This window comes from Flagellimonas algarum, from assembly GCF_040513375.1.
Classification (GTDB): Bacteria; Bacteroidota; Bacteroidia; order Flavobacteriales; family Flavobacteriaceae; genus Flagellimonas_B; species Flagellimonas_B algarum.
The window spans coordinates 21719-43537 of record NZ_JBEVTG010000004.1; the positions used below are offsets into that span (position 1 = coordinate 21719).

The 21819-nt window shown below is 47.0% G+C and carries 24 protein-coding genes; 11 read left to right on the plus strand and 13 right to left on the minus strand.

Annotated features, from left to right (window positions below; genetic code table 11):
• The first annotated feature begins 10 nt into the window (after positions 1-10).
• The 6 genes from ABV409_RS15720 to ABV409_RS15745 are packed head-to-tail and all read left to right on the plus strand — an operon-like array spanning position 11 to position 6356.
• A complete protein-coding gene (locus tag ABV409_RS15720) occupies positions 11-895 on the plus strand; it encodes an MBL fold metallo-hydrolase (RefSeq protein WP_353878584.1) in 885 nt (294 codons plus the stop codon).
• A gap of 11 nt (positions 896-906) precedes the next feature.
• Positions 907-1791, plus strand: coding sequence for a dienelactone hydrolase family protein (locus ABV409_RS15725; RefSeq protein ID WP_353878585.1), 885 nt, complete (start codon positions 907-909; stop codon positions 1789-1791).
• Positions 1791-3188, plus strand: a complete 1398-nt coding sequence (locus ABV409_RS15730; RefSeq protein WP_353878586.1) for a Gfo/Idh/MocA family oxidoreductase — start codon at positions 1791-1793, stop codon at positions 3186-3188. Before ABV409_RS15725 ends, ABV409_RS15730 begins: the two co-directional genes overlap by 1 nt.
• Before the next feature lie 7 nt (positions 3189-3195).
• Positions 3196-4245, plus strand: coding sequence for a GHMP family kinase ATP-binding protein (locus ABV409_RS15735; RefSeq protein WP_353878587.1), 1050 nt, complete (start codon positions 3196-3198; stop codon positions 4243-4245).
• A 4-nt stretch (positions 4246-4249) separates the two neighbouring features.
• The gene (locus tag ABV409_RS15740; RefSeq protein ID WP_353878588.1) at positions 4250-5086 is read left to right on the plus strand and encodes a sugar phosphate nucleotidyltransferase; all 837 of its coding nucleotides are present in this window, start codon (positions 4250-4252) and stop codon (positions 5084-5086) included.
• A 4-nt stretch (positions 5087-5090) separates the two neighbouring features.
• Entirely contained in the window at positions 5091-6356 is a 1266-nt protein-coding gene (locus ABV409_RS15745) for a sterol desaturase family protein (RefSeq protein WP_353878589.1), read from the plus strand.
• Here the strand turns inward: ABV409_RS15745 and ABV409_RS15750 are convergent.
• Genes ABV409_RS15750 through rsfS form a run of 6 tightly spaced genes read right to left on the minus strand, consistent with a single transcriptional unit; the run spans position 6353 to position 11090 of the window.
• Positions 6353-6619: an acyl-CoA-binding protein gene (locus ABV409_RS15750; RefSeq protein WP_353878590.1), complete on the minus strand. Its 267-nt coding sequence runs from the start codon at positions 6617-6619 to the stop codon at positions 6353-6355. The genes ABV409_RS15745 and ABV409_RS15750 overlap by 4 nt on opposite strands.
• Entirely contained in the window at positions 6612-7277 is a 666-nt protein-coding gene (locus tag ABV409_RS15755; protein ID WP_353878591.1) for a phosphatidylserine decarboxylase family protein, read from the minus strand. The genes ABV409_RS15750 and ABV409_RS15755 overlap by 8 nt, the downstream gene beginning before the upstream one ends.
• Positions 7267-8070, minus strand: a complete 804-nt coding sequence (locus ABV409_RS15760) for a phosphatidate cytidylyltransferase (RefSeq protein WP_353878592.1) — start codon at positions 8068-8070, stop codon at positions 7267-7269. Before ABV409_RS15760 ends, ABV409_RS15755 begins: the two co-directional genes overlap by 11 nt.
• A gap of 4 nt (positions 8071-8074) precedes the next feature.
• Positions 8075-8683: an LUD domain-containing protein gene (locus ABV409_RS15765; RefSeq protein WP_353878593.1), complete on the minus strand. Its 609-nt coding sequence runs from the start codon at positions 8681-8683 to the stop codon at positions 8075-8077.
• 40 nt (positions 8684-8723) lie between these two features.
• A complete protein-coding gene (gene ftsH / locus ABV409_RS15770) occupies positions 8724-10709 on the minus strand; it encodes an ATP-dependent zinc metalloprotease FtsH (protein ID WP_353878594.1) in 1986 nt (661 codons plus the stop codon).
• A gap of 6 nt (positions 10710-10715) precedes the next feature.
• Entirely contained in the window at positions 10716-11090 is a 375-nt protein-coding gene (gene rsfS, locus ABV409_RS15775) for a ribosome silencing factor (RefSeq protein ID WP_353878595.1), read from the minus strand.
• An 89-nt stretch (positions 11091-11179) separates the two neighbouring features.
• Between rsfS and ABV409_RS15780 the strand changes: the two genes are divergently transcribed.
• Positions 11180-11914: a biotin--[acetyl-CoA-carboxylase] ligase gene (locus ABV409_RS15780; protein ID WP_353878596.1), complete on the plus strand. Its 735-nt coding sequence runs from the start codon at positions 11180-11182 to the stop codon at positions 11912-11914.
• Here the strand turns inward: ABV409_RS15780 and ABV409_RS15785 are convergent.
• A complete protein-coding gene (locus ABV409_RS15785) occupies positions 11908-12306 on the minus strand; it encodes an SRPBCC family protein (protein ID WP_353878597.1) in 399 nt (132 codons plus the stop codon). The two genes, ABV409_RS15780 and ABV409_RS15785, sit on opposite strands and share 7 nt — an antisense overlap.
• Before the next feature lie 3 nt (positions 12307-12309).
• Entirely contained in the window at positions 12310-12951 is a 642-nt protein-coding gene (pyrE, locus tag ABV409_RS15790) for an orotate phosphoribosyltransferase (protein WP_353878598.1), read from the minus strand.
• A 124-nt stretch (positions 12952-13075) separates the two neighbouring features.
• Here pyrE and ABV409_RS15795 point away from each other — a divergent pair, with 124 nt between their 5' ends.
• Positions 13076-13570, plus strand: coding sequence for an NUDIX hydrolase (locus ABV409_RS15795; RefSeq protein ID WP_353878599.1), 495 nt, complete (start codon positions 13076-13078; stop codon positions 13568-13570).
• Here ABV409_RS15795 and ABV409_RS15800 read toward each other — a convergent pair.
• The 5 genes from ABV409_RS15800 to ABV409_RS15820 form a co-directional block, all read right to left on the minus strand.
• Positions 13533-15326 (minus strand): M14 family metallopeptidase, encoded by a 1794-nt coding sequence (locus ABV409_RS15800; protein ID WP_425590012.1) that lies wholly within the window; start codon positions 15324-15326, stop codon positions 13533-13535. The genes ABV409_RS15795 and ABV409_RS15800 overlap by 38 nt on opposite strands.
• 44 nt (positions 15327-15370) lie before the next feature.
• Complete coding sequence (locus ABV409_RS15805; RefSeq protein ID WP_353878600.1) at positions 15371-15784, minus strand: response regulator; 414 nt, start codon at positions 15782-15784, stop codon at positions 15371-15373.
• Positions 15774-17615: a PAS domain-containing sensor histidine kinase gene (locus tag ABV409_RS15810; protein ID WP_353878601.1), complete on the minus strand. Its 1842-nt coding sequence runs from the start codon at positions 17613-17615 to the stop codon at positions 15774-15776. The genes ABV409_RS15805 and ABV409_RS15810 overlap by 11 nt, the downstream gene beginning before the upstream one ends.
• Before the next feature lie 156 nt (positions 17616-17771).
• On the minus strand, positions 17772-18236 hold the full coding sequence (gene coaD, locus ABV409_RS15815) for a pantetheine-phosphate adenylyltransferase (RefSeq protein ID WP_353878602.1): 465 nt from the start codon (positions 18234-18236) through the stop codon (positions 17772-17774).
• Between the two features lie 27 nt (positions 18237-18263).
• The gene (locus ABV409_RS15820; RefSeq protein ID WP_353878603.1) at positions 18264-19244 is read right to left on the minus strand and encodes a D-alanine--D-alanine ligase; all 981 of its coding nucleotides are present in this window, start codon (positions 19242-19244) and stop codon (positions 18264-18266) included.
• 72 nt (positions 19245-19316) lie between these two features.
• On the opposite strand from ABV409_RS15820, the gene ABV409_RS15825 reads away from it, so the two are divergent.
• The 3 genes from ABV409_RS15825 to yaaA all read left to right on the plus strand — a co-directional run bounded on the left by ABV409_RS15825 (position 19317) and on the right by yaaA (position 21795).
• Positions 19317-19907, plus strand: a complete 591-nt coding sequence (locus ABV409_RS15825; RefSeq protein ID WP_353878604.1) for a PASTA domain-containing protein — start codon at positions 19317-19319, stop codon at positions 19905-19907.
• Complete coding sequence (locus ABV409_RS15830; RefSeq protein ID WP_353878605.1) at positions 19907-20944, plus strand: RluA family pseudouridine synthase; 1038 nt, start codon at positions 19907-19909, stop codon at positions 20942-20944. The genes ABV409_RS15825 and ABV409_RS15830 overlap by 1 nt, the downstream gene beginning before the upstream one ends.
• Before the next feature lie 89 nt (positions 20945-21033).
• Positions 21034-21795, plus strand: coding sequence for a peroxide stress protein YaaA (gene yaaA, locus ABV409_RS15835; protein WP_353878606.1), 762 nt, complete (start codon positions 21034-21036; stop codon positions 21793-21795).
• Positions 21796-21819: the final 24 nt, after the last annotated feature.

Below are 21819 nucleotides of genomic sequence, written 5' to 3' on the forward strand. Positions count from 1 at the left end.
TTCCCAACCTATGAGATCCACGATTTTTTATTGCTGCCTGTTTTTCGCGTTTATTTCACAGGCACAGCGCGATTACAGTAAGGTACGGATCACTTCCGAACGGCTGGCCGACAATGTTTATGTACTGTTTGGTGCAGGGGGCAATATCGGGTTGGCCATTGGGGAGACCGAAGCCTTTGTAATCGATGATCAGTTCGGTCCGCTGACGGAAAAGATATTGGCCCATATCGCCACCTTGACCGATAAACCCGTGAAGTTCGTACTCAACACCCATTGGCATGGCGACCACACCGGTGGTAATGAGAATCTAGCTAATGAAGGGGCCTTGATCCTAGCCCACGAAAACGTATACGAACGCATGTCGACCCGTCAAGATCGCGGAGGGGGTAGGGTCAGCGAACCATCACCGCAGGCCGCTCTTCCGGTCATTACCTTCAACGATAAGTTGACCTTGTATTTGGGCAACGGAGGAAGCATGCATGCCTTATCCGTCAATCCGGCACATACCGATGGTGATGCCTACTATTATTTTCCAGAGGCCAACGTTCTCCATATGGGAGATAATTTCTTCGCGGGGCGCTACCCATATATCGATTTGAATTCGGGAGGCGATATCGACGGATTGATCGCCAATGTAACCATGGCCTTGGGGATTATCGATGAACAGACCAAAATCATTCCCGGGCATGGAAAAGTGAGTGACAAGGGCGGTTTGGAAGCCTACCGGCAAGTGTTGGTCACTCTACGCGAACGGGTGGTGAAAGCGCGCTCTGAAGGCCGATCTTTGGAAGCGACCAAAGCATTAGGACTATCCAAAGAATGGGATGCCACCCATGGAAACGGCTTTATCAACGGCGATCGTATCATTGAGTTCATATATAAATCCGCAGACTAAAACCGAATAGCATGAAAGAACTAAGCAAAGAAGACATCGAACAAGAGGTGTTCGACCTTTACGATGACTATGCCCACAACAAATTAAGTCGCCGGGAATTTTTGGAAAAGCTATCGGTCTATGCGGTTGGGGGCATTACTATCAGCGGATTGATGGGTTTTATGTTACCCAATTATGTCGATACCCTGTTGGTCGATCCCGATGATCCCAACCTCGATTCGCAGGTGGTTACTTATGATTCCCCCAAAGGAGGTGGTGCCATTAACGGGCTGTTATCGAAACCTAAAACGCATGATGGCAAGCTTGGTGGTATCGTGGTCGTACATGAGAACAGGGGGTTGAATCCTTATATCGAAGATACGGCGAGACGGGCGGCCCTGGCCGGTTTTATTACCTTGGCCCCTGATGCACTTAGCCCTTTGGGCGGGTATCCGGGAAATGATGACGAGGGTCGGGCCATGCAACGCAAGCGCGACCGAAACGAAATGCTCGAAGACTTTATAGCGGCCTACGATTATTTGAAAAACCATGCGGATTGTTCGGGAAAAATCGGGGTGGTCGGATTCTGCTTCGGGGGATGGATTTCGAATATGATGGCAGTTCGTGTGCCCGACCTTGCAGCCGCTGTTCCCTTTTATGGAGGTCAGCCCAAATCGGAAATCGAAAACATCAATGCGCCCTTGATGTTGCAGTTCGCCGGGCTGGATCAGCGGGTCAATGCAGGATGGCCAGCTTACGAAATTGCCTTGAAGGCCCATGGTAAGACCTATGAGGCCTACACCTATCCGGATGTAAACCACGGTTTCCACAATACCTCCACACCGCGCTACGACGAAGCTGCGGCCGAATTGGCATGGAAACGTACCATGGAATTTTTCAATAAACACTTACACTAATGAAGTCGATCGATCGAAGGGCATTTTTAAAGAAATCATCCATTGCCGGCGCCGCGTTGGGTACGGCCGGCCTGTTCCCTGAATTTGTTTACGGTCAAGCGGAACGACCCGCTAAGGCCCAGTATATGGGTGGTTATGCCGCCCCTAAGTTGGATACGGTCAGGGCCGCTTTCATTGGCGTCGGCGCGCGCGGAGGCTATCATTTGAAGTTTTTGGCAGCGCTGCCCGGTACCGAGGTTGTCGCTATTTGTGATGTATACGAGGATTTGGTCAAGGAAAAGGAGGGCTGGGTCCGGGAAGTCTCCGGTAGTGATCGGCATACCGATATCAAATTGTATTCGGGCGATGAAAACCAATGGCGTACCATGCTCAAGGAAGTGCGACCCGATGTGGTGTTCATTGCCACGAATTGGACGAACCATGCCCCAATGGCCATAGCCAGCATGGAAGCTGGAGCCCATGCCTTCGTTGAGGTACCCATGGCCGTGACCTTATCGGAACTATGGGATATCGTCGATACCAGCGAACGCACCCAAAGACATTGCATGATGTTGGAGAACGTCAATTACAGCCGCGATGAACTTCTTTTTTTGAATTTATGCAGAAAAGGACTGATCGGAGAACTTTTACATGGTGAGGCTGCCTACATCCATGAATTGCGTTGGCAAATGGAAGAACAGCAGCGGGGAACGGGTTCATGGCGTACCCATCATTACGCCAAAAGGAACGGCAATTTATATCCTACCCATGGTTTGGGCCCCGTAGCCCAATACATGAGTTTGGGCCGTGGTGAGGATACTTTTGGTAGCTTGGTCTCCTTTTCGACCCCGGCTATGGGCAGACAAGCCTATGCCCGTAAGAACTATCCGGAAAACCATCAATGGAATGCCTTAAAATTCAAAGGGGGGGACTTGAATACCACGATCATTAAAACCCAACAAGGACGAACGATCATGGTGCAATGGGATGAAACCAGCCCGCGACCCTATTCCCGACTCAACCTCATTCAAGGGACCAAAGGTACCCTCGCCGGATTCCCGACCCGGGTCGCATTTGAAGGCGGGGTTGAAGGCCTGACCAAAGACCATCATTCTTGGGTGCAAGGAGAGCAATTGCAGGCCCTCTACGAGAAATACGACCATCCACTTTATACTCGACTGAACCAAGCGGCCAAAGGAAGTGGGCACGGTGGTATGGATGGTATCATGGTCTATCGCATCGTCGAATGCCTGCAAAAAGGATTGCCTTTGGATCAAAATGTATACGAAGGATGCTTTTGGAGTGCGGTAGCCCCATTGAGTGAGCGATCGGTGGCCAGTGGGGGATATCCGCAGCCATTCCCTGATTTTACCCGTGGCAATTGGACGACCACGGCCCCTTTGGGAATTGTAAGCTAACACGACCATGTTGCATTGCAAAGCCCCCGCTAGAATCTGTTTTTTCGGCGATCACCAAGACTATTTGGCATTGCCGGTCATCGCCGGTGCCATAGATCGGTACTTCCATATTAAAGGAAAGGGGAACACCCTTGGGGTTTTTCGAATCGAATTCAAAGATCTGGGTAAGCGACGAACTATCGATCCGAGTTCGGACGAAAGCGTCGAATCCGGCGATTTTTTGAGGGCCGCACTCGTCGTTCTCGCAGAAAAGGGATGTGTGTTCAATACGGGATATGATCTGGTATTTCATAGCACCATTCCGATCAATGCCGGCCTTTCGAGTTCTTCGGCCATGATCGTGGCTTGGATCCGTTTTTTAGTAGCCATACAAGAAGAAGCCCTTGTGCTTTCGGATGCCGAAATCGGCCGTTTGGCTTATGCAACCGAAGTAGGGTTTTTCGAAGGCCCCGGTGGATTGATGGATCAATTTTCCATTGCGCAAAAAGGGTTACGATTCATTGATACTGAAAGTGGTGATACAAAGCGTTTGACTGCTGATTTAGGGGTTTTGATCGTAGCGGAATCCGGAATGGCCAAAAAAACCTTGAAAGTCTTGCAAAAGGCGAGGGAATATGCTGAAAAGGCAGTAGCGCAGGTGAAGGCTAAGCATCCTGATTTTCAGTTGAAACATTCAGAGGAAAGCGATTTTGATCGCTACCTGCCCCATGTGTCCAAGGAATACCATGATTATTGGTACGCTGCCATTCATAATTTGAACATCACCCGGAAAGCCTGCGAACAATTGCAGGGACCAACGCCCGATATCGTCCGATTGGGCCGGTTGATGATCGCACATCAGACCATTTTGGAGCAACGAATCAAGAATACCCCCGCGGCCATGTCTAGTATGATGCGCGCAGCGATTGACGCCGGTGCAGTTGGCTCCAAAATCATCGGATCGGGTGGTGGGGGATGCATGCTCGCCTTAACGTCACCCTCGCTCAAAACTGGGGTAATCGATGCTTTTTTAGCGCATGGAGCCGCAAGCGCTTATGAAGTTAACTTATCCGATTAATGCTATGAAGAACGATAGCCTACTAATTATGGTCGCCGGGGCCTCTTCACGGATGAAGAAGAGCCTTGAAAAGGCGCAACTGTCAAAAACCGCTTTCGAAATCGCCAAGCAGCAACATAAAAGCCTGATACCCCTTGGTGCAGCGCAACGCCCTATGCTGTATCATCTGTTGAAAAACGCCATGCATGCCGGTATTCGCGAAATCTACTTGATTACTTCTGAATCCAACCAAGGGTTCAAGGAGTTCGTCAAAACCTATAAAGCGGATTTCGCATCGCTTCAGTTCCGTTTCGCGATTCAATATCTTCCCAAAGGGAGGAGGAAAGCGATTGGCACGGCCGATGCGGTGACCCAATGTCTAGCGCAGTATCCTGAACTTCTCGAACAACGTTTCGCAGTCTGCAACGGTGACAACCTGTACTCGGTATCCGCTCTTTTGGCTCTGAGGGATCACCGCGAGGCCGACCATGCCCTGATTGCTTATGATCGCGATGCCCTGAAGTTCCCAGATGAAAAGATCGCGAGGTTTGCCTTGTTGGTTTTGTCACGCGAAGGGCACCTAACAGGGATCGTAGAAAAACCTGAACCGGATACGATCGGTCAGTATCGTGATCCAAGGGGGAAACTTCGGGTGAGTATGAACATTTACAACTTTTACGGGAAGACCTTACTTCCTTTTTTGGAAAGCTGTCCCCTCCATCCCGTGCGCGACGAGAAAGAATTGCCAAATGCTGTAGCAACCATGGCCCAAACCAAGCAGAAAAGCGTTCTCGGCATCTTAAGGGCCGAGCATGTACCCGACATAACCAACGCTGAAGACGTGAAAGATTTTTATCTTTAGCGTTATGGAAACCTATGCGAATGCTTTGCTTTATGCTATTCCCTTTTTCGTCGGGTTGGTGCTCATCGAGATTTTGTACGGCCATTTCGTCAAAGACCAAAAGCACAATGTAATGGACACGGTCAGTAGCTTGAGTTCAGGCCTGACCAACATCATCAAGGATTCTTTGGGGCTTGCCGTCGTATTGGTGAGTTATCCGGTATTGTTGGAATATTTGGCCTTGACCGAGATCAAAGCGACATGGGCCGTATGGTTCATCGCTTTTATTGTGATTGATTTTGCAGGCTATTGGAACCATCGATTGAGTCACCACATCAATATTTTTTGGAATCAACATGTCATCCATCATAGCAGTGAGGAATTCAATTTGGCCTGCGCCTTAAGACAATCGATTTCGAATCTTATCGGGTATTTTGCCATTCTCATGTTACCTGCGGCCCTACTGGGGGTGCCCAATGAGGTCATTGCGATTTTGGCCCCGATCCACCTCTTTGCACAGTTTTGGTACCATACCCAGCATATTGGAAAATTGGGTTGGTTGGAGTATGTTATCGTGACCCCATCGCAGCACCGGGTGCACCATGCCATCAATCCGGAATATATCGACAAGAACCTCGGCCAGATCTTATGCATTTGGGATCGCTGGTTCGGGACTTTTCAAGAGGAATTGGATACGGTACCACCTCAATACGGGGTTTTGAAACCAGCGGAAACCTGGAACCCGGTCTTGATCAACTTCCAACATCTTTGGCGATTGGCCCAAGATGCTTGGCGCAGTGAACGCTGGGTCGATAAATTCAGGATTTGGTTCATGCCCACCGGTTGGCGCCCTGCCGATGTGGCCGAAAAGTATCCGATTTCAAAAATCGAAGACGTTTACGACTTTGAAAAGTACCGCCCAAGGGTTACCCATGGCCTCAAAGGATACTCGATCTTCCAGTTGTTGGCCAATACGGCCCTAATGCTGTTCATGTTCTATAATTTCTCCAATATCGGATATGAGGGCCTTTTGGTCTATGGCGCCTTTATTTTTGTAGGAATCTATGGGTATACCACCCTTATGGACGGTAAGTTCTATGCTATTTGGATCGAATTGATCCGGGCGATATCAGGCCTAGCGGTATTATATTTGACCGGTGATTGGTTCGGTTTGAATGGTGTTTTTAGTTGGGGAAGCCTTGTGGTCGCCGCCTATTTCGTTATCACCGGTCTCGGTGGGGCATATTTCAGCTTTAATCGAATACCTATTACGACTGCTTCGAAGCCTTAAGAACCTTCACCGATTTCCGATTTTACCAAATCGATGTACCGCTGCATGGCTTCGTTAATGGTGATGTGCTGCGCCTGGATCAATGCGTTGGCTTTGAAGGCATTGATGAGCGGTGTTTTACTTCCTGGATTGTTGAAGTTCTTATTGGCTATTTTGAAGTAAGCGTATAATTTAAGCAATAAGTCAGCTGGTAAGGGGTCGGTGTAGGCGTTGACCAAGGCGACTGCCTTTTCGAATTCCTTATGTAAGGCCTCGTCACGCATCGTCTTCTGGAAGAACCGCTATACAGGTTTTGGCACCTACGACTTTTTGGTCCAGTTTAACGGCGATTTCGGCTTCAAGTGGAAGGAAAAGATCGACACGCGAGCCAAACTTGATGAACCCGGCATCCTGTCCTTGTACCACTTGTTCGCCTTCTTCGGCGTAGTTGACGATTCGTCGGGCCAATGCGCCGGCAATCTGACGGTAAAGGATTTCCCCGAATTTTGGGGTATGCACGACTACGGTCGTGCGTTCGTTTTCGGTGCTCGATTTCGGATGCCACGCGACCAAATATTTACCGGGGTGGTATTTTGAATAGGTGATGGTGCCGCTGGCCGCATAGCGGGTGACGTGCACGTTCAAGGGCGACATGAAAATCGAGACTTGCTTGCGTTTTCCATTGAAATACTCGGTTTCTTCCACTTCTTCGATAACAACGACCTTGCCGTCGACCGGGGCTAAAATTTCATCGAAATTCGGGGTGACCACCCTTTTCGGATTCCGGAAAAACTGTAAGATCAACACCAACACTACCAAGGCTGTGAGCTGCAAAGCCCAGCGCAACCAATCGATGGTGATGTAGTATTCCGTGGCCAAAAGGGCCGCAACGACCAAAAAAAAGGTGATCAGAATGATTTGCTTTCCTTCTTTATGAAACATAAGAGAAAATATTGAGTGTCAAATACGCAAATGGTGCAGCGAAAACCAAACTATCAAGGCGGTCGTAAATCCCACCGTGTCCAGGTAATATCGCACCACTGTCTTTGACCCCCGCAATACGTTTGAACTTCGATTCCAATAGGTCTCCCAAGTTTCCGGCGATGACGATGACCGAGGCGAGCACCATCCATTGCATGGTATCCAACCGAGGTTCGTATTCCGCTAAAAAGTACGCGGCGATCAATGCAAAAATAAACCCTCCCAGTGAACCTTCAATGGTTTTTTTAGGAGAAACGGAAGGAAATAATTTCGTACGGCCAAGGGTACGTCCTACGAGATAGGCAAAACTGTCGTTTACCCAGACCAACACGAATATTCCCATAATAAGGAATTTGGCAAAAGAATTGCCTTCGTATGGAATCATGGTCAAAAAAATACAGCCGCCCCCGATATAGAGTAGGGCGATCAAAAATTTTTGAAAAGCGGTGAAGTTGTGGGCTTTTTTAGAAAAGAGAAAAGCCAATAAAGCCAAATTGACGGTCAAGGTCAACAGCAACAAAATGCGGATCGGCATTTGGCTTTTGATCAGGTAGATATAGGCCCACCACAGCCCTAAATAGGCTAAGAAGACGTAGTACCCCTTGATTTTGACGATGCGCTTGAATTCGTACAAACACCCCAACCCGAAGACCATAAAAAGAAAATCAAATGCGTCGGCACTTAAAAATACCGCCGACAAGAGGAGTACGACATAAACGATCCCGGTAAGTGACCGTCGTAACAGTTCTTTCATAAATTCAGTAGTCTTCTAAAAGCAAAAGATATACATTTTTTGAAGTACTACCGTATGAAAGAAAGTCGTTTTTGTTTTCTTGGGTCAGCTGGAAATGTTTCAGCGTTGTGATATTATCGGGAATTTTCTTTTGATATTTCTTTTTAATCACCTTTAAGGCCTCGCTGATCGAATCGACCAATTGGCTTGTGGTGGCGAAAATGATCAAGTTATGGGGCAGCTCGTTCAATTTTTTTTCTTTGATCTGATTCGAGCAAACCAAAACTGAACCATTGTGGGCGACCAAATGTTCGCAGGTGGTAAAGAAAATATCACTTTCGTTGCGTTTTGAGGTGAACGTTACGCCATTGGAGGCGAATCGTTCGTTCAACCGCTTGTCAAGGGTGTAGAATGGATGTGCGGTCCAGTTGTTCTCAGAAACGATATTCTGAAGGCTTTCGGTAACTTCGGAAAAGTCTTCGCAATAAATGAACTTTCCGCCGTTCTTTTTAAAATAGATGGTGAACTTCTCATCGACGGGAATCTTAAGATCGGGCATGTGCTCACCTCGTGTTTCCAAGGTTTCCTTGGAAACTTTCTTACCACCACCGAAAAGTTTGTCAAATAGGCCCATCAAAGGTCATGTCAACCCTCGTACCGCAACAAAAGCAATCTTACTTGGCCTCGCCGCCTACCTCTTCACCAGTAGGTTGGTCGACCGAAACGGATGCTTCCTCCTCCTCTTTTTCAAAAGGACGCTTGCCAAAGATCTTTTCAAGGTCATCCTTGAAAATCACTTCTTTTTCCAACAAGCGGTCTGCGAGTTCCGATAATTTATCTTTATTGTTTTCTAAAAGCTCAATCGCCCTTTGGTACTGCTTTTCAATAATCTTGGAGATTTCCTCATCGATTTTCTGCGCGGTCTCCTCACTGTAGGGTTTCGAGAACCCATATTCGTTTTGACCCGATGAATCGTAATAGGTTATGTTGCCCAACTCGTCGTTCAACCCATAGATCGTCACCATGGCCCGTGCCTGTTTGGTTACCTTTTCAAGATCGCTTAGGGCGCCTGTGGAAATTTTATTGAAAATCACTTTTTCTGCAGCCCGTCCGCCCATCGTTGCGCACATCTCATCGAGCATTTGATCGGGCCTTACGATCAATCGTTCTTCGGGCAGGTACCAAGCCGCGCCCAAAGATTGGCCACGGGGCACGATGGTCACTTTGACCAATGGCGCGGCATGTTCGAGCATCCAGCTCACCGTAGCATGCCCTGCCTCGTGATAGGCAATGGTCCGTTTTTCTTCTTGTGTGATGATCTTATTTTTCTTTTCAAGTCCGCCGACGATACGGTCAACGGCATCCAAAAAGTCTTGTTTCGTTACTGCCTTTCGTTCTTTTCGAGCAGCGATCAAAGCGGCTTCATTACAGACGTTCGCAATATCGGCACCTGAAAAACCAGGGGTTTGTTTGGCCAAGAAATCAAGATCCAAGGTTTCGGCCGTTTTGATGGGCCTCAGGTGTACGTCGAAGATTTCCTTTCGCTCCCTGATATCGGGAAGATCAACATAGATCTGACGGTCGAATCGACCGGCCCGCATAAGGGCTTTGTCGAGCACGTCTGCGCGGTTGGTGGCGGCCAATACGATGACGTTCGTATTGGTTCCGAAGCCATCCATTTCGGTCAATAACTGGTTTAAGGTATTTTCACGTTCATCGTTCGAACCGGTGAAGTTGTTTTTACCGCGGGCACGCCCGATCGCATCGATTTCGTCAATAAAGATGATGGCTGGTGATTTGTCTTTTGCCTGCTTGAACAGGTCGCGCACCCTTGAGGCACCGACACCGACGAACATTTCAACGAAATCGGAACCGGAGAGTGAAAAGAACGGTACTTTGGCTTCACCTGCAACGGCTTTTGCCAATAGGGTCTTACCCGTACCGGGAGGGCCTACCAAAAGCGCACCTTTCGGAATTTTACCGCCCAAAGAGGTGTATTTATCCGGATTCTTCAAGAATTCCACGATTTCCTGTACCTCTTCTTTAGCCCCTTCCAATCCGGCTACATCCTTGAATGAGGTTCTGGTATCCGTCTTTTCGTCGAATAATTTGGCTTTCGATTTTCCAATGTTGAAAATCTGACCGCCGGCTCCTCCACCAGCTCCACCTGACATTCTTCGCATGAGGTAAATCCAAATCCCAATGATTAGGGCGAAGGGTAAAAGGGAAAGCAACAAGTCACCGAATACGTTGTTTTCTGTATCGAAATCAACTATGGTATCGAGGTTGTTCTCTTTTTTGATGTTTTTGATCTCGTCTTCGAAGTTCTGGAGGTCCCCATAATCCAAAACGTATTGCGGGATGATTCCTGAAGAAGGGATCAGTGGTTTGTCGGCTACATTTTTATGCACGTCCTTTTTCATGGCTTCATCGGTCAAAAAGACCTTGGCCTGGCGCGTGTTCGTTATGATCAGGATTTCTTTGATGTCACCGTTCCTCAAAAACTCCTGCAACTCGGACGTCGTCGTCTTTTCGGTACTGGAGAAGGCACTACTGCCGAAGAATTGGAACCCTAAAATCAGGGCGATGATCACACCATAGATCCACCATGAATTAAACCTTGGTTTCTTGGGGGTATTCGCATTGTTGTCTTTTGCCATTTCGTTTTAATTATAGCTGCTCTCCACCATAGTGACCTTGGCATCACCCCAAAGTCCTTCAATGTCATAAAACTCCCGAACATGCTTTTGAAACACATGGACCACTACATTGACATAATCCATTAAGACCCATTCCGCGTTGTCAGAGCCTTCGATATGCCAAGGTTTGTCTTTGATTGATTTGCTTACTGTCTTTTGTATAGAGGAAACAATGGCGTTGACATGGGTGTTCGATGTGCCGTTGCAAATAATAAAGTAGTCGCAGACCGTATTTTCAATTTCCCTCAAATCAAGTAGGTTGATGTCTATCCCCTTGACTTCTTCAATTCCGTGTAGTATTAAAGCAATGAGTTCATCTGCGCTAGCTTTGTTTTTCTGCATTCAAAAATTTTAGTTTCTACAAAGTTATTACTTTTTTGTTTTGACCCCTTGGGATTTTAACATTACATTGAAAACCAAGCAAGAGCTGTATGATGCAGATAATCAAACTTGATGCCACGCCCTCGACCAATACCTTTCTCAAAGAACTCTCGGCCAATCAAACCCTGAACGACTATACGGTTGTCGTGACCGAATCCCAGACCCAAGGGCGCGGTCAACAAGGGGCTATATGGCAATCTGAAGGTGGCAAAAACCTGACAATGAGTGTGTTGAAAACCGGTGTCGATCTACAGGCTTCCGAACACTTTCTTTTGAATATCCTTGTCTCTCTTGCCGTGAAGGATGTTTTAGACGAACTGTCAGTGCCCGATATCAAGGTGAAATGGCCTAACGACATAATGTCAGGAAACCGAAAGGTTTGTGGCATTCTTATCGAGAACGTCCTCCGGGGTGAACATATCGCACGATCGGTCATCGGAATCGGGCTCAATGTAAACCAGACTGCATTCAAAGGGTTGGAACGGGCAGCGTCGGTGCGGCTTTTGACCGGAAAAACCCACGATTTGGGGATGGTACGCGAAAAGTTGCTCCACGCATTGAAATCCAGTTTCAAGTTTTGTGAGAAAAAGGGGGACGAAACCTTACGGAAGCACTATGATCAGGCCCTTTTTAGAAAGGGGCGCCCGAGCACTTTTGAAAACCGAAACGGTCAGCGTTTCAATGCCGTGATACTCGGGGTTTCGAATCAGGGTTTGCTACAGTTGCAGACCGAAACGGAATCCGTCGTGGAATTCGGATTCAAAGAGGTCAAGCTTTGTTATTGACCGATACGGTCGAAATTGGAGGCGAGGGTCTCCATAAAGTTGGTGATCGGTCTTTTGATCATCATGGCCATCATGGCGTTGAATTTGCCTTCGAACCCTAGACTTACCTCACTTTCAGTATCCGACACCGAAGCAATATCCATATTCAGTCGAAAAGGAAGTTTGTCGCTTGCCGCGCCATAGACGACATGCGAGTTCGGGGTCTGCTCTTTCAAACGGAGGATGATCTCTGGCATTCCGGAGAGGGCGAAACGAAAGGTGCGTTCGTCCAAAATTTCGAATTTTTCGGTATTCTCGGGCATGAGTATCTCGAAATTCTTGATGTCGGTCAAAAATTCGAAGACTTCCGCGCTGCTCTTGGCAACCGCCTTTTTTGGGATTTCAATATGCATGATCTATGGATTCCATTGTTGCGGGGCTTGACGCCATTGCAACAGGGTTTGTAACTGTTCTTCTTTGATATAATCGGTCTTTGAGGCCCTGTCGATCAAATGCCCGTAATCACTTAGGGTATGCAAGGTAACCCCCGCCTCCGAAAAATTCGTTTCGGCCAGTTCGAACCCGTAAGAGAAAATTCCTAGCATTCCTTTGACGTTCGCAGACGCATCGCGCAAGGCTTTGACGGCGTTCAGACTACTTTTTCCGGTACTGATAAGGTCTTCGATGACCACGACAGACTGACCGGCTTCCAACTTTCCTTCGATTTGGTTTTGACGGCCGTGCGATTTAGGTTCAGGGCGCACGTAAACAAAGGGAAGCCCCATGGCTTCTGCCACCAAAATACCGATACCGATAGCCCCGGTAGCCACCCCGGCGATGACTTCGGGTTTTCCGTGGATGTGATCAACCTGCTTTGCCATTTCCTCACGGATGAAATTCCGGATCTGGGGGTAGGAAAGCACGATCCTGTTGTCACAATATATGGGTGATTTCCAGCCTGAAGCCCAAGTGAACGGATTTTCAGGTCTCAACTTAATTGCATTAATTTGCAGCAATAGCTCAGCTGTTTTCTCTGCGCTGTTCTTATCAAAAATCATTGGGCAAATGTATAAAGTTTTTGTTAATGAGTCCCCGCTAATCTTAACAAACGAAAAGCCTTCGAGCAATAGTGGTCATGTTTTTTTGATGGAAGACGATGCGATAAAATACGCTATTGAGTCCTTGTCGAAGAAGCTGTTGGACCATGCGTATATCTATGATCCCGGAGACGATATCCTAGAACAATTTTCGAGTAAGATCCCTATTGTGGTAGCAGCAGGAGGCTTGGTCACCAACAAGAAAGGAAAAGTCTTGTTCATCTATCGAAACGATAAATGGGACCTTCCTAAGGGTAAGCTCGATAAAGGGGAATCCATTGAAAAGGCCGCAGTTCGTGAGGTCGAAGAGGAGACAGGTGTCAAAGACCTTGTGGTTGAGGGCTTTCTTCGAAAAACCTACCATATCTTCAAAAGAGGAGGAAAATTCCAATTGAAACAGGTGTACTGGTTCTCCATGACCACCAACTATGAAGGCAAGTTAGTGGGGCAGCTTGATGAGGGCATTACCAAAGTTAAATGGTTGGGCCCAAAAAAAATGGCCAAGGCCTTGACCAATTCCTATTTCAATATCAAACTGTTGTTCAACGAAGCGACCATTTCGATAAAAGCCCAGCAGTAAGATCTTTATCGACAATGCGGTAAATGGGGTATTGCAAGTGGGCGCTTTCATAGTGCTTCGATCGTTTGAACAAGTAATCCAATTGGGCATACCAATTCGCCGCGAATTCCGGTTCAGTGGCCCGCTTTGCCGAGAATGCGGCCTGGAGTTCCGGGTCGTCTTCAAGCATGGTTGCTGCTACATCTTCGAAAACATAGGGTGAAAAGCCTTCTTTTTGTTGAAGGATCGTATCAAAGAAATTCCAGTTGAAGAACGAATCGGGTGCGTTGGGTTCCAAGGTTTCCAAAAGGTACCGCGCTCCCTCTTGATCTAAAGGAACCAAGATATCACCCGCTTCGAAGAACACCGATTTTTCATTGGTTTCAACCGTAGTGTTGTAATGCAAGTAGTGTCCTTCATAGGCCCGCGATGACGTTCCGTAATCGGCAATGCGATACGATTGGACCCTTAGACTAGTGTCTTGTGGGATCGGGTAAAACGAAATGGCATTGGCCGATAGCCGTTCGATAATGTCCGACCATGCTTTTTTGATCACATAAGCGGCAGGTACCTCAATGGTATCCAAGGGGATTTCATAATTATCGTACCGCACGGTTTTGGTGAACGGCTTATCGCGATCATATTTCAATCGGGGCAAACCGGTGACCTTGCTGGTCAAGGTGTCGACTTTGAAACCCTTGAATTGCAAGCTGCTGTGACGAGTGGTATCCTTTTGCCAATTCAAGTGGTATTGTGTTAAGGCAAGATTACGCTTGCGATCTTCTTCTTGGTTGCCCACGATGGTCTCATGATCTTGCTCGACGATATCCAACATGGTCTTCATCAATGCATACGTACCTTCGACCCTTTGCTTGTAGGGTTTGAGCATATGTGTTTCGACCATCATCCCCAAGGTGTTCCAAAGCGTGGTATAACCAGTTGAATAGCGGGGATGATCATGAAATTGACTAAAACCCGATTCGGGAGAACGGTTGAAAACGTTTACGTAGGGGGTAATGTCCCATGCTGCCTTGGCCAATCCCGCCTCTAATTTTGGCATCAGGCTATTATGGAGGTAGGCTCCCGAGGCGCCGCCCAATTTGTTATGCTGTGTAAAAAGATGGGTCAAGGTATATTGATAGTCCGCTCCATTGCTTACATGGTTATCGATAAAAACCGCCGGTTTGACCAAATGGAAAATCTGGGCAAAAGTTTTGGCGTTTTCCGAATCCATTTTGATAAAATCACGATTCAAGTCATAATTCCTCGCATTGCCCCTAAACCCATATTCCAAGGGGCCGTTTTGATTTGCGCGACTTGTAGCGTTCCGATTGCGCATGCCACCGACGTTGTAGACCGGAATGGTCGCTAGGACCACATTTTCGGGGGACTCCAAGACGGCTGTGGCCAGATCCCTGAACAGCATCATGGTGGCATCGATGCCATCGCTTTCACCAGGATGGATGCCATTGTTGATCAGCAAGACGGATTTCGACTCCCTGATTTTCGAAAAGTTGAATTCCCCATCCGGATTATAAGTCACCAAATGAAGGGGGTACCCGCTGTCGGTTTGCCCAATGGTCTGGACGTTGATTGAAGAGAACGATCTGGAAAGCGCTAGGTAAAATTCGATAACTTCTTCATAGGTAGCGGTCTCGGTACCTTTTGAAGTCTCGAAGGTGGTGTCGAATCGAAAGGATTTGGAGGTTTCGGCCGGGTTGCATGCCCAAAAGAACAACGCAAGAAAGAGGAAACGGGAAAAATTGGAAAATGTCACTTCGGATGGCTTGATGATGAGCCCCAAAAGTATTGAATATCCCTTTATGATGCCATTTCCATGCCTACCAATAAATCGTTGAGCTGCAGGTCGTAAATGGGTTTGGTGATGAAGTCGATTTGAAAACTGGCCTTATTACAGAAATATTCCCATTTTTTTCGATCACTCACGTCAATCGATGAGGTGATGATCTTGATCCTGATTTTGGTGTCGATGTTCATGGCCATGAACTTTTCGAGAAACGTCCAGCCATCCATCACCGGCATATTGATGTCAAGAAAGATTACCGAAGGCAGAGGAATACCTTGTATACGCTGTAATTCAATGGCATCCAAGGCGTCTTTTCCGTTATGGAATTCCTTGATGGGAATATCCATCGGTATCCGCCCGAGGATTTTCTTAAGTCCGAAAATGGTGATCAGATCGTCGTCTACTATGTAAATCGAATTAATCGTCATGGAAGTATACGTTAAAGGTTGATCCCTGCTCTGGTTCGCTGCATGCCATGATGCTTCCGCCCATAGCCTCAATTTGGTTTTTCGTAATGTACAACCCGATACCCCGGGCGTCGACATTATTGTGGAAGGTCTTATACATACCGAACAATTTCTTGCCGTATTTGTTCAAATCAATTCCCAAACCATTATCACCAATACTGAATTGGATATGCCCGTCTTGCTTTCTGCATTCGAGACGAATTTGGGGTTGGCGGTCCGGATGTCGGTATTTCACGGCATTGGTCAAGAGGTTCAGGATAATACTTTCCAAATAGGCCGGAACTGCCTTGATGTTCATGCTGTCGGGGATCGTATTGGTAATCTCGACTTGGTTTTTTTGAAGGAAACCTGCCAGGTTCTGTTGCACCCGGGTAATGTATTCGTTCAAGTTCAATGTTTTTTTCTCAAGGCTGACATTCGTACTGATATCAACGACTTCGTTCAGGTTTTCCAAAGTATCCATAAGGTTATCGGAAGCGTGTAGCAGCATATCCAAAATGCGTTTTTTCTCCTTGTCGTCCTTTTCATTGACCAAAAAGTCGAGCAGCATCGAGAAATTCGCTGTATGCGATCTTAGATTATGGGAAACGATATGGGCGAAGTTGATCAGTTTTTTGTTCTGTACCGAAGTCACATTGATCAAGTCACGCAATTGATCCTCTTTTTGTTTGATATTGGTGATGTCGACACTGATTCCTATAATGCCTTTGGCCTGCCCTTCGATATTGACCAATGGAATTTTCGAGGTGAGGAAGGTGGTTGCTTCTCCGTCTTTTTTCAAACCGATGGTTTCCTTACCTATAATCGGTTTCAAGGTTTTCATGACTTGTAGGTCTTCTTCTCTAGACAATTCGGCGCAATGGCTTTCGAATAGGTCGAAATCGGTCTTTCCGAGGACCTCTTCTTGCGTTGCCCCCAAATATTCGCATTCGGCATTATTGACCAGGGTTTTGCGCGATTCCTTGTCTTTGACGAAGACATTCAGCGGGAGGTTGTCGATAATCGAACGCAAGAGCTGTTCACTTTCAAGGGTCTTGATGGTGGCGACCACTTCTTCGGTGATGTCTTGGATGGTTCCGATCAAACGGGTGACCTTTCCTTCTTTGTACAAGGCCTTACCCGCTGCGATAACCCAACGTTCATTGCCGTTGGCGGTAATCAATTGCACTTTCTCAGACCAGGCCTCCCCTTTATGGATGCCATTATGCACCAACATGGCAATGGTGTTTCTATCATGACCCCGTTTATAGAAGTTGATCGCCGTTTCGACACTTGGTATGTATGAAGGAGCTACTTCATGAATGCGTTTGGTCATTTCGGACCATTCCAGTTGTTCGGTGTTCACATTGTACTCCCAAGTGCCTACTTTTGAAATTTCAGACTGGTCACGAAGTAGGTTTTCCAATTTTTCAAACTTGATCTCGTCTTCCATTTTCTTGGTCACATCCTGTACCTGTACTATGACCCCAATGATGTTCTCCGATGCATCATACCAAGGCGAATTCGACCATTCGAACCATTTTTCGGTACCATCTTCCAACAGTTTGTTCTGCAGTCCGTATTCGGTGCTCCCTTGCAAGCATCGTTCTAGGCATTGCTGCCATGATTCGGTATTGCTATCCGGAAACAAGGAACATATGTTTTTTGCGACCACCTCATGCAAATCATATTCAAAATAGGACAACCAGCTATTGGAAGCGGTGACCAAATCAAAATTGGTATCGATCAGTGCGATAGGTTGTGGCAATTGTTTGACCAAATAGGTGTGGTCGTAGGTTTTGACGGTTTTCAAAATGTAGTGTTTAAGATTTGGGATCTTGACTTAATACGTAATTACTTACAATATTATAAGTATATAACTACAAATAGAAGATAATGTTGTGTAGGGTGCGAAAGCTGTGGTGAGCCAAGTTCCGGGCGTTTGGAACCATGACATGTTGATGCCTGATCACCGGGCTTTGTCGACAATGACCGTGTCGGGAACGAGACCGGTATAATCGCCTCCATTCCGGATAACGTCCCTAACGATGGAGGAACTGATGTAAGACTTGCCGGAAGAAGTCAATAAAAAGACCGTTTCGATTTCCGATAATTTTCGGTTGGTGTGGGCGATCGCTTTTTCGAATTCGAAATCCCCCGGATTGCGCAACCCCCTTAAGATGAAATCCGCTTCGATCTCCTTGCAGAAGTCGACCGTCAAGCCCTCATAGGTAACCACCTTGATCTTGGGTTCGTTCGCAAAGGCCCCTGCAATGAATTGCTTTCGTTGTTCTAAGGAGAACATGTACTTTTTATCGGCGTTGATGCCAATGGCAATGACTAGTTCGTCGAACAAGGTGATGCCCCTTTTGATGATGTCGTAGTGCCCAAGGGTCAAAGGGTCGAACGATCCCGGAAATACCGCTTTTCTCATGGCGAATAGTTTTCTTAAAAGTACGGATTATTTGATTTTCAAGGCCTCGGTAATCGAACTTTCGAAGAGCTGCGCCAAGCTGATATCGGCCTCCTTGGCTTGCTGTGGTAAGATACTTTCCTCGGTCAACCCGGGAGTGGTATTCATTTCAAGAAGATAGGGTTCATCTTCGACAAAAATGAATTCACTTCGGGTATATCCGGTCATTTTCAAAAGCTCATATAGGTACTTGGCTACCCGCTCCACCTTTTCCCGTTGCGCTTCGCTTATTCGGGCTGGAGTGATTTCCTTGGACTTACCCTCATACTTCGCCGCATAATCAAAAAAGTCGTTTTCGCTGACGATTTCGGTAATCGGCAGCACTTTGGTCTTGCCTTGGTAGGTGATGACGCCGACCGAAACTTCGGTACCGTCCAAAAAAGACTCGATAATGATTTCATCATCTTCATTAAAGGCATGTTCGATAGCCGCTCCCATGGCCGTTTCCTCGTACACTTTGCTGATCCCGAAGCTGCTTCCTGCTTTATTGGCCTTAACGAAACAGGGAAGCCCGACTTTATCGATGATGTGTTTGGTGTCGATGGCATCGCCTTTATTCAGGTAATACGACTCGGCACAATGGATGCCGAAGGGTTTGAGGGTACTCAAAAAATCACGCTTGTTGAACGTTAAGGCGGCTTGGTAGTGGTTACAAGAAGTCTGGACAAGACCTATAAGTTCGAAATACGCTTGCATCAGTCCGTCTTCACCCGGAGTGCCGTGTATGGCATTGAACACACAATCGAAGCGCACCTTCCTTCCATCCAAAGTGAGGCTGAAATCGTTTTTGTCAACGGGGTGTCGGGTTCCGTCTTCAGCTAGATGGTACCATCCATCCGTTTCGATAAGGATGCGAAAAGAGTTGAATTTCGTTCGGTCTAGGTGTGCGTAAACCACGTTTCCACTTTTAATGGAAATCGCGTGTTCACTGGAATACCCCCCCATGATAATGGCGATGTTTTTCTTCATTGCTCAAATATGCGTGCACCAAAGTAATTAAAAATTACCCTTTTTCTATATTTGTTGTCAGAAGTACTTACGATGCGCAATTTTGTTGATTTTTTAAAGAGTAAAACGTTTTTGATCCAATTGGGCCTGGCCTTGGTTGTAGTGTTGCTTTTCGTTTTCATCGGTTTGGGCTGGTTGAAAAGTACCACCAACCATGGGGAGTTTGTCGAGGTTCCGGATTTTTCGAAAATGTCGGTTCAGGAAATGCGTGATTTGGCGGAAGCTAGGGGCTTACGTTATGAAGTGCTTGATTCGACCAATTACAATCCCGATTTCCCGCGTTTCTCCATTTTGGAGCAAGATCCTGTTGCGGGAACCAAGGTTAAAGACAATCGAAAAATCTACTTTACGGTCAACCCTTCCGGATACAAAAAGGTCACCGTACCCGATATCGTGCAGGTAACACAGCGCAACGCGACATCGATGTTGCGTGCCGTCGGTCTTGACGTGCAACGCATAACTTATATCGATGAACTCGGTAAGGACATGGTGTATCAAATGAAATACAAAGGCAAATACGTCAGTCCGGGCGATAAGTTGCCGAAGACCTCCAAGATCGAATTGATCTGCGGCAATGGCACCATACCCAATAGTGCGATCATTCGTGCCCAATCCGAAGACTAATGGGTGACACCGACCCCTCCGAAATCCAACAAGACGAACTTTTCGAGCATTATCGTTTTGAAGCATCAAAAGGCCAAGAACCCCTTCGGGTCGACAAGTTTTTGATGAACTTCATCGAGAACGCCACCCGCAACAAAATCCAACAGGCCGCAAAACAAGGGCATATCTGGGTCAACGATCAACAGGTGAAACAGAATTATAGGGTCAAGGCGGGCGATGAGGTCAAGGTTCTTTTCGAGCATCCACCTTATGAATTTTTGCTGGTGGGTGAAAATATTCCACTTACTATCGTTTATGAGGATGAAAGTCTATTGGTGGTCAATAAAGAAGCTGGAATGGTGGTGCATCCCGGCCATGGCAATTACGAGCATACCCTGATCAATGCCTTGGTCTATCATTTCGAGAATTTGCCCAATAACAGCTCGAACAGGCCCGGATTGGTGCACCGGATCGACAAGGATACTTCGGGCTTATTGGTGGTCGCGAAAACCGAAACGGCGATGACCCATTTAGCCCAACAATTTTTTGAAAAAACCAGCGAGCGTGAATACCTCGCTTTGGTTTGGGGAAATGTGGAAGAAGAGGAAGGCACCGTCATTGGAAATTTGGGCCGCAACCCGAAAAACAGGCTTCAAATGGTGGTTTTTCCTGAAGGAGATCAAGGAAAGGAAGCGGTTACCCATTTCAAGGTGGTCGAACGTTTTGGATATGTTACCCTGGTCTCATGCCGTCTCGAGACCGGTCGTACCCACCAGATCAGAGCGCATATGAAGTATATCGGCCATACCCTTTTCAATGATGCCCGCTATGGGGGAGACAAGATCTTGAAAGGGACCACTTTTACCAAATACCGGCAATTCGTCGATAATACCTTCAAGGTTTTACCGCGACAGGCTTTGCACGCCAAGACCTTGGGCTTCGAACATCCCGTCAGTGGTGAGTTCATGCGTTTTGATTCCGATCTTCCCGATGATATGCAGCAATGCTTGGTGAAATGGCGCAATTATGCCAAACACCTCGGTGACTCAACGGAATAGGTTTTGCCGATGCGCCTATTGAAAAGTCCTTGGTCCCAAAATTCCATCTTTGACCAATAGGGGTTATTTTTGGGGAAATTCACGATCGCATGAAAATCGTTATTTCCCCAGCCAAGTCCTTGGATTTTGAAAGCCGGTTACCCACCGACAGGTTCAGTCAACCTGCATTCGTTGAACAAGCCCAGAAAATCAACACGGTATTGGCCAAAAAAAAGCCGAAAGCCCTGTCGAAATTGATGTCGATATCCGAAAAATTGGCCGAATTGAATTGGGAACGAAACCAATCGTTCGCCCCACCATTTACTTCGGCAAACGCGCGACCAGCGGTCTATGCTTTCAATGGGGACGTGTACCAAGGGTTGGACGTTCATTCCCTTGAAGAAAGCCAATTGGATAACTTGCAGGATTCTTTACGGATCTTATCAGGACTTTACGGTCTGCTCAAGCCTTTGGACCTCATTCAACCATACCGACTTGAAATGGGGACCCAATTACGCATCGGAAGAAAAAAGAACCTTTATGAATTTTGGCGCAAACCAATCACCGCCCAGCTCAACGGGGAGTTGGCCGATAATGAATTGTTCATCAACCTGGCGAGCAATGAGTATTTCAGTGCCGTAGACACCAAGTCTTTAAAGGTTCCGGTGATAAGCCCCATCTTCAAGGATTGGAAGAACGACAGGCTAAAGGTCATCAGTTTCTTCGCCAAAAAGGCCAGGGGGGCCATGGTACGCTATATCATCGATAAAGATGCCCGGACCCTTGATGCCATCAAAGGCTTCGATTATCTAGACTATCATTTCAGCCCTGAACATACCTTGAACGAGAACCAACCTGTTTTCGTTCGATAGAATATTTTGGTGAAGCGGGCGTTC

Bases quoted from the DNA above. Each gene is read 5' to 3' on its own strand.
- ABV409_RS15830 (WP_353878605.1), top strand. From the start codon at position 19,907: ATGGGTGACACCGACCCCTCCGAAATCCAACAAGACGAACTTTTCGAG.
- ABV409_RS15735 (WP_353878587.1), top strand. From the start codon at position 3,196: ATGTTGCATTGCAAAGCCCCCGCTAGAATCTGTTTTTTCGGCGATCAC.
- yaaA (WP_353878606.1), top strand. From the start codon at position 21,034: ATGAAAATCGTTATTTCCCCAGCCAAGTCCTTGGATTTTGAAAGCCGG.
- ABV409_RS15820 (WP_353878603.1), bottom strand. From the start codon at position 19,244: ATGAAGAAAAACATCGCCATTATCATGGGGGGGTATTCCAGTGAACAC.
- ABV409_RS15745 (WP_353878589.1), top strand. From the start codon at position 5,091: ATGGAAACCTATGCGAATGCTTTGCTTTATGCTATTCCCTTTTTCGTC.
- ABV409_RS15755 (WP_353878591.1), bottom strand. From the start codon at position 7,277: ATGTTTCATAAAGAAGGAAAGCAAATCATTCTGATCACCTTTTTTTTG.
- ABV409_RS15785 (WP_353878597.1), bottom strand. From the start codon at position 12,306: ATGCATATTGAAATCCCAAAAAAGGCGGTTGCCAAGAGCAGCGCGGAA.
- ABV409_RS15760 (WP_353878592.1), bottom strand. From the start codon at position 8,070: ATGAAAGAACTGTTACGACGGTCACTTACCGGGATCGTTTATGTCGTA.
- rsfS (WP_353878595.1), bottom strand. From the start codon at position 11,090: ATGCAGAAAAACAAAGCTAGCGCAGATGAACTCATTGCTTTAATACTA.
- ABV409_RS15740 (WP_353878588.1), top strand. From the start codon at position 4,250: ATGAAGAACGATAGCCTACTAATTATGGTCGCCGGGGCCTCTTCACGG.
- ABV409_RS15825 (WP_353878604.1), top strand. From the start codon at position 19,317: ATGCGCAATTTTGTTGATTTTTTAAAGAGTAAAACGTTTTTGATCCAA.
- ABV409_RS15725 (WP_353878585.1), top strand. From the start codon at position 907: ATGAAAGAACTAAGCAAAGAAGACATCGAACAAGAGGTGTTCGACCTT.
- ABV409_RS15750 (WP_353878590.1), bottom strand. From the start codon at position 6,619: ATGCGTGACGAGGCCTTACATAAGGAATTCGAAAAGGCAGTCGCCTTG.
- ABV409_RS15730 (WP_353878586.1), top strand. From the start codon at position 1,791: ATGAAGTCGATCGATCGAAGGGCATTTTTAAAGAAATCATCCATTGCC.
- pyrE (WP_353878598.1), bottom strand. From the start codon at position 12,951: ATGATTTTTGATAAGAACAGCGCAGAGAAAACAGCTGAGCTATTGCTG.
- ABV409_RS15805 (WP_353878600.1), bottom strand. From the start codon at position 15,784: ATGACGATTAATTCGATTTACATAGTAGACGACGATCTGATCACCATT.
- ABV409_RS15765 (WP_353878593.1), bottom strand. From the start codon at position 8,683: ATGGGCCTATTTGACAAACTTTTCGGTGGTGGTAAGAAAGTTTCCAAG.
- ABV409_RS15720 (WP_353878584.1), top strand. From the start codon at position 11: ATGAGATCCACGATTTTTTATTGCTGCCTGTTTTTCGCGTTTATTTCA.
- coaD (WP_353878602.1), bottom strand. From the start codon at position 18,236: ATGAGAAAAGCGGTATTTCCGGGATCGTTCGACCCTTTGACCCTTGGG.
- ftsH (WP_353878594.1), bottom strand. From the start codon at position 10,709: ATGGCAAAAGACAACAATGCGAATACCCCCAAGAAACCAAGGTTTAAT.
- ABV409_RS15780 (WP_353878596.1), top strand. From the start codon at position 11,180: ATGATGCAGATAATCAAACTTGATGCCACGCCCTCGACCAATACCTTT.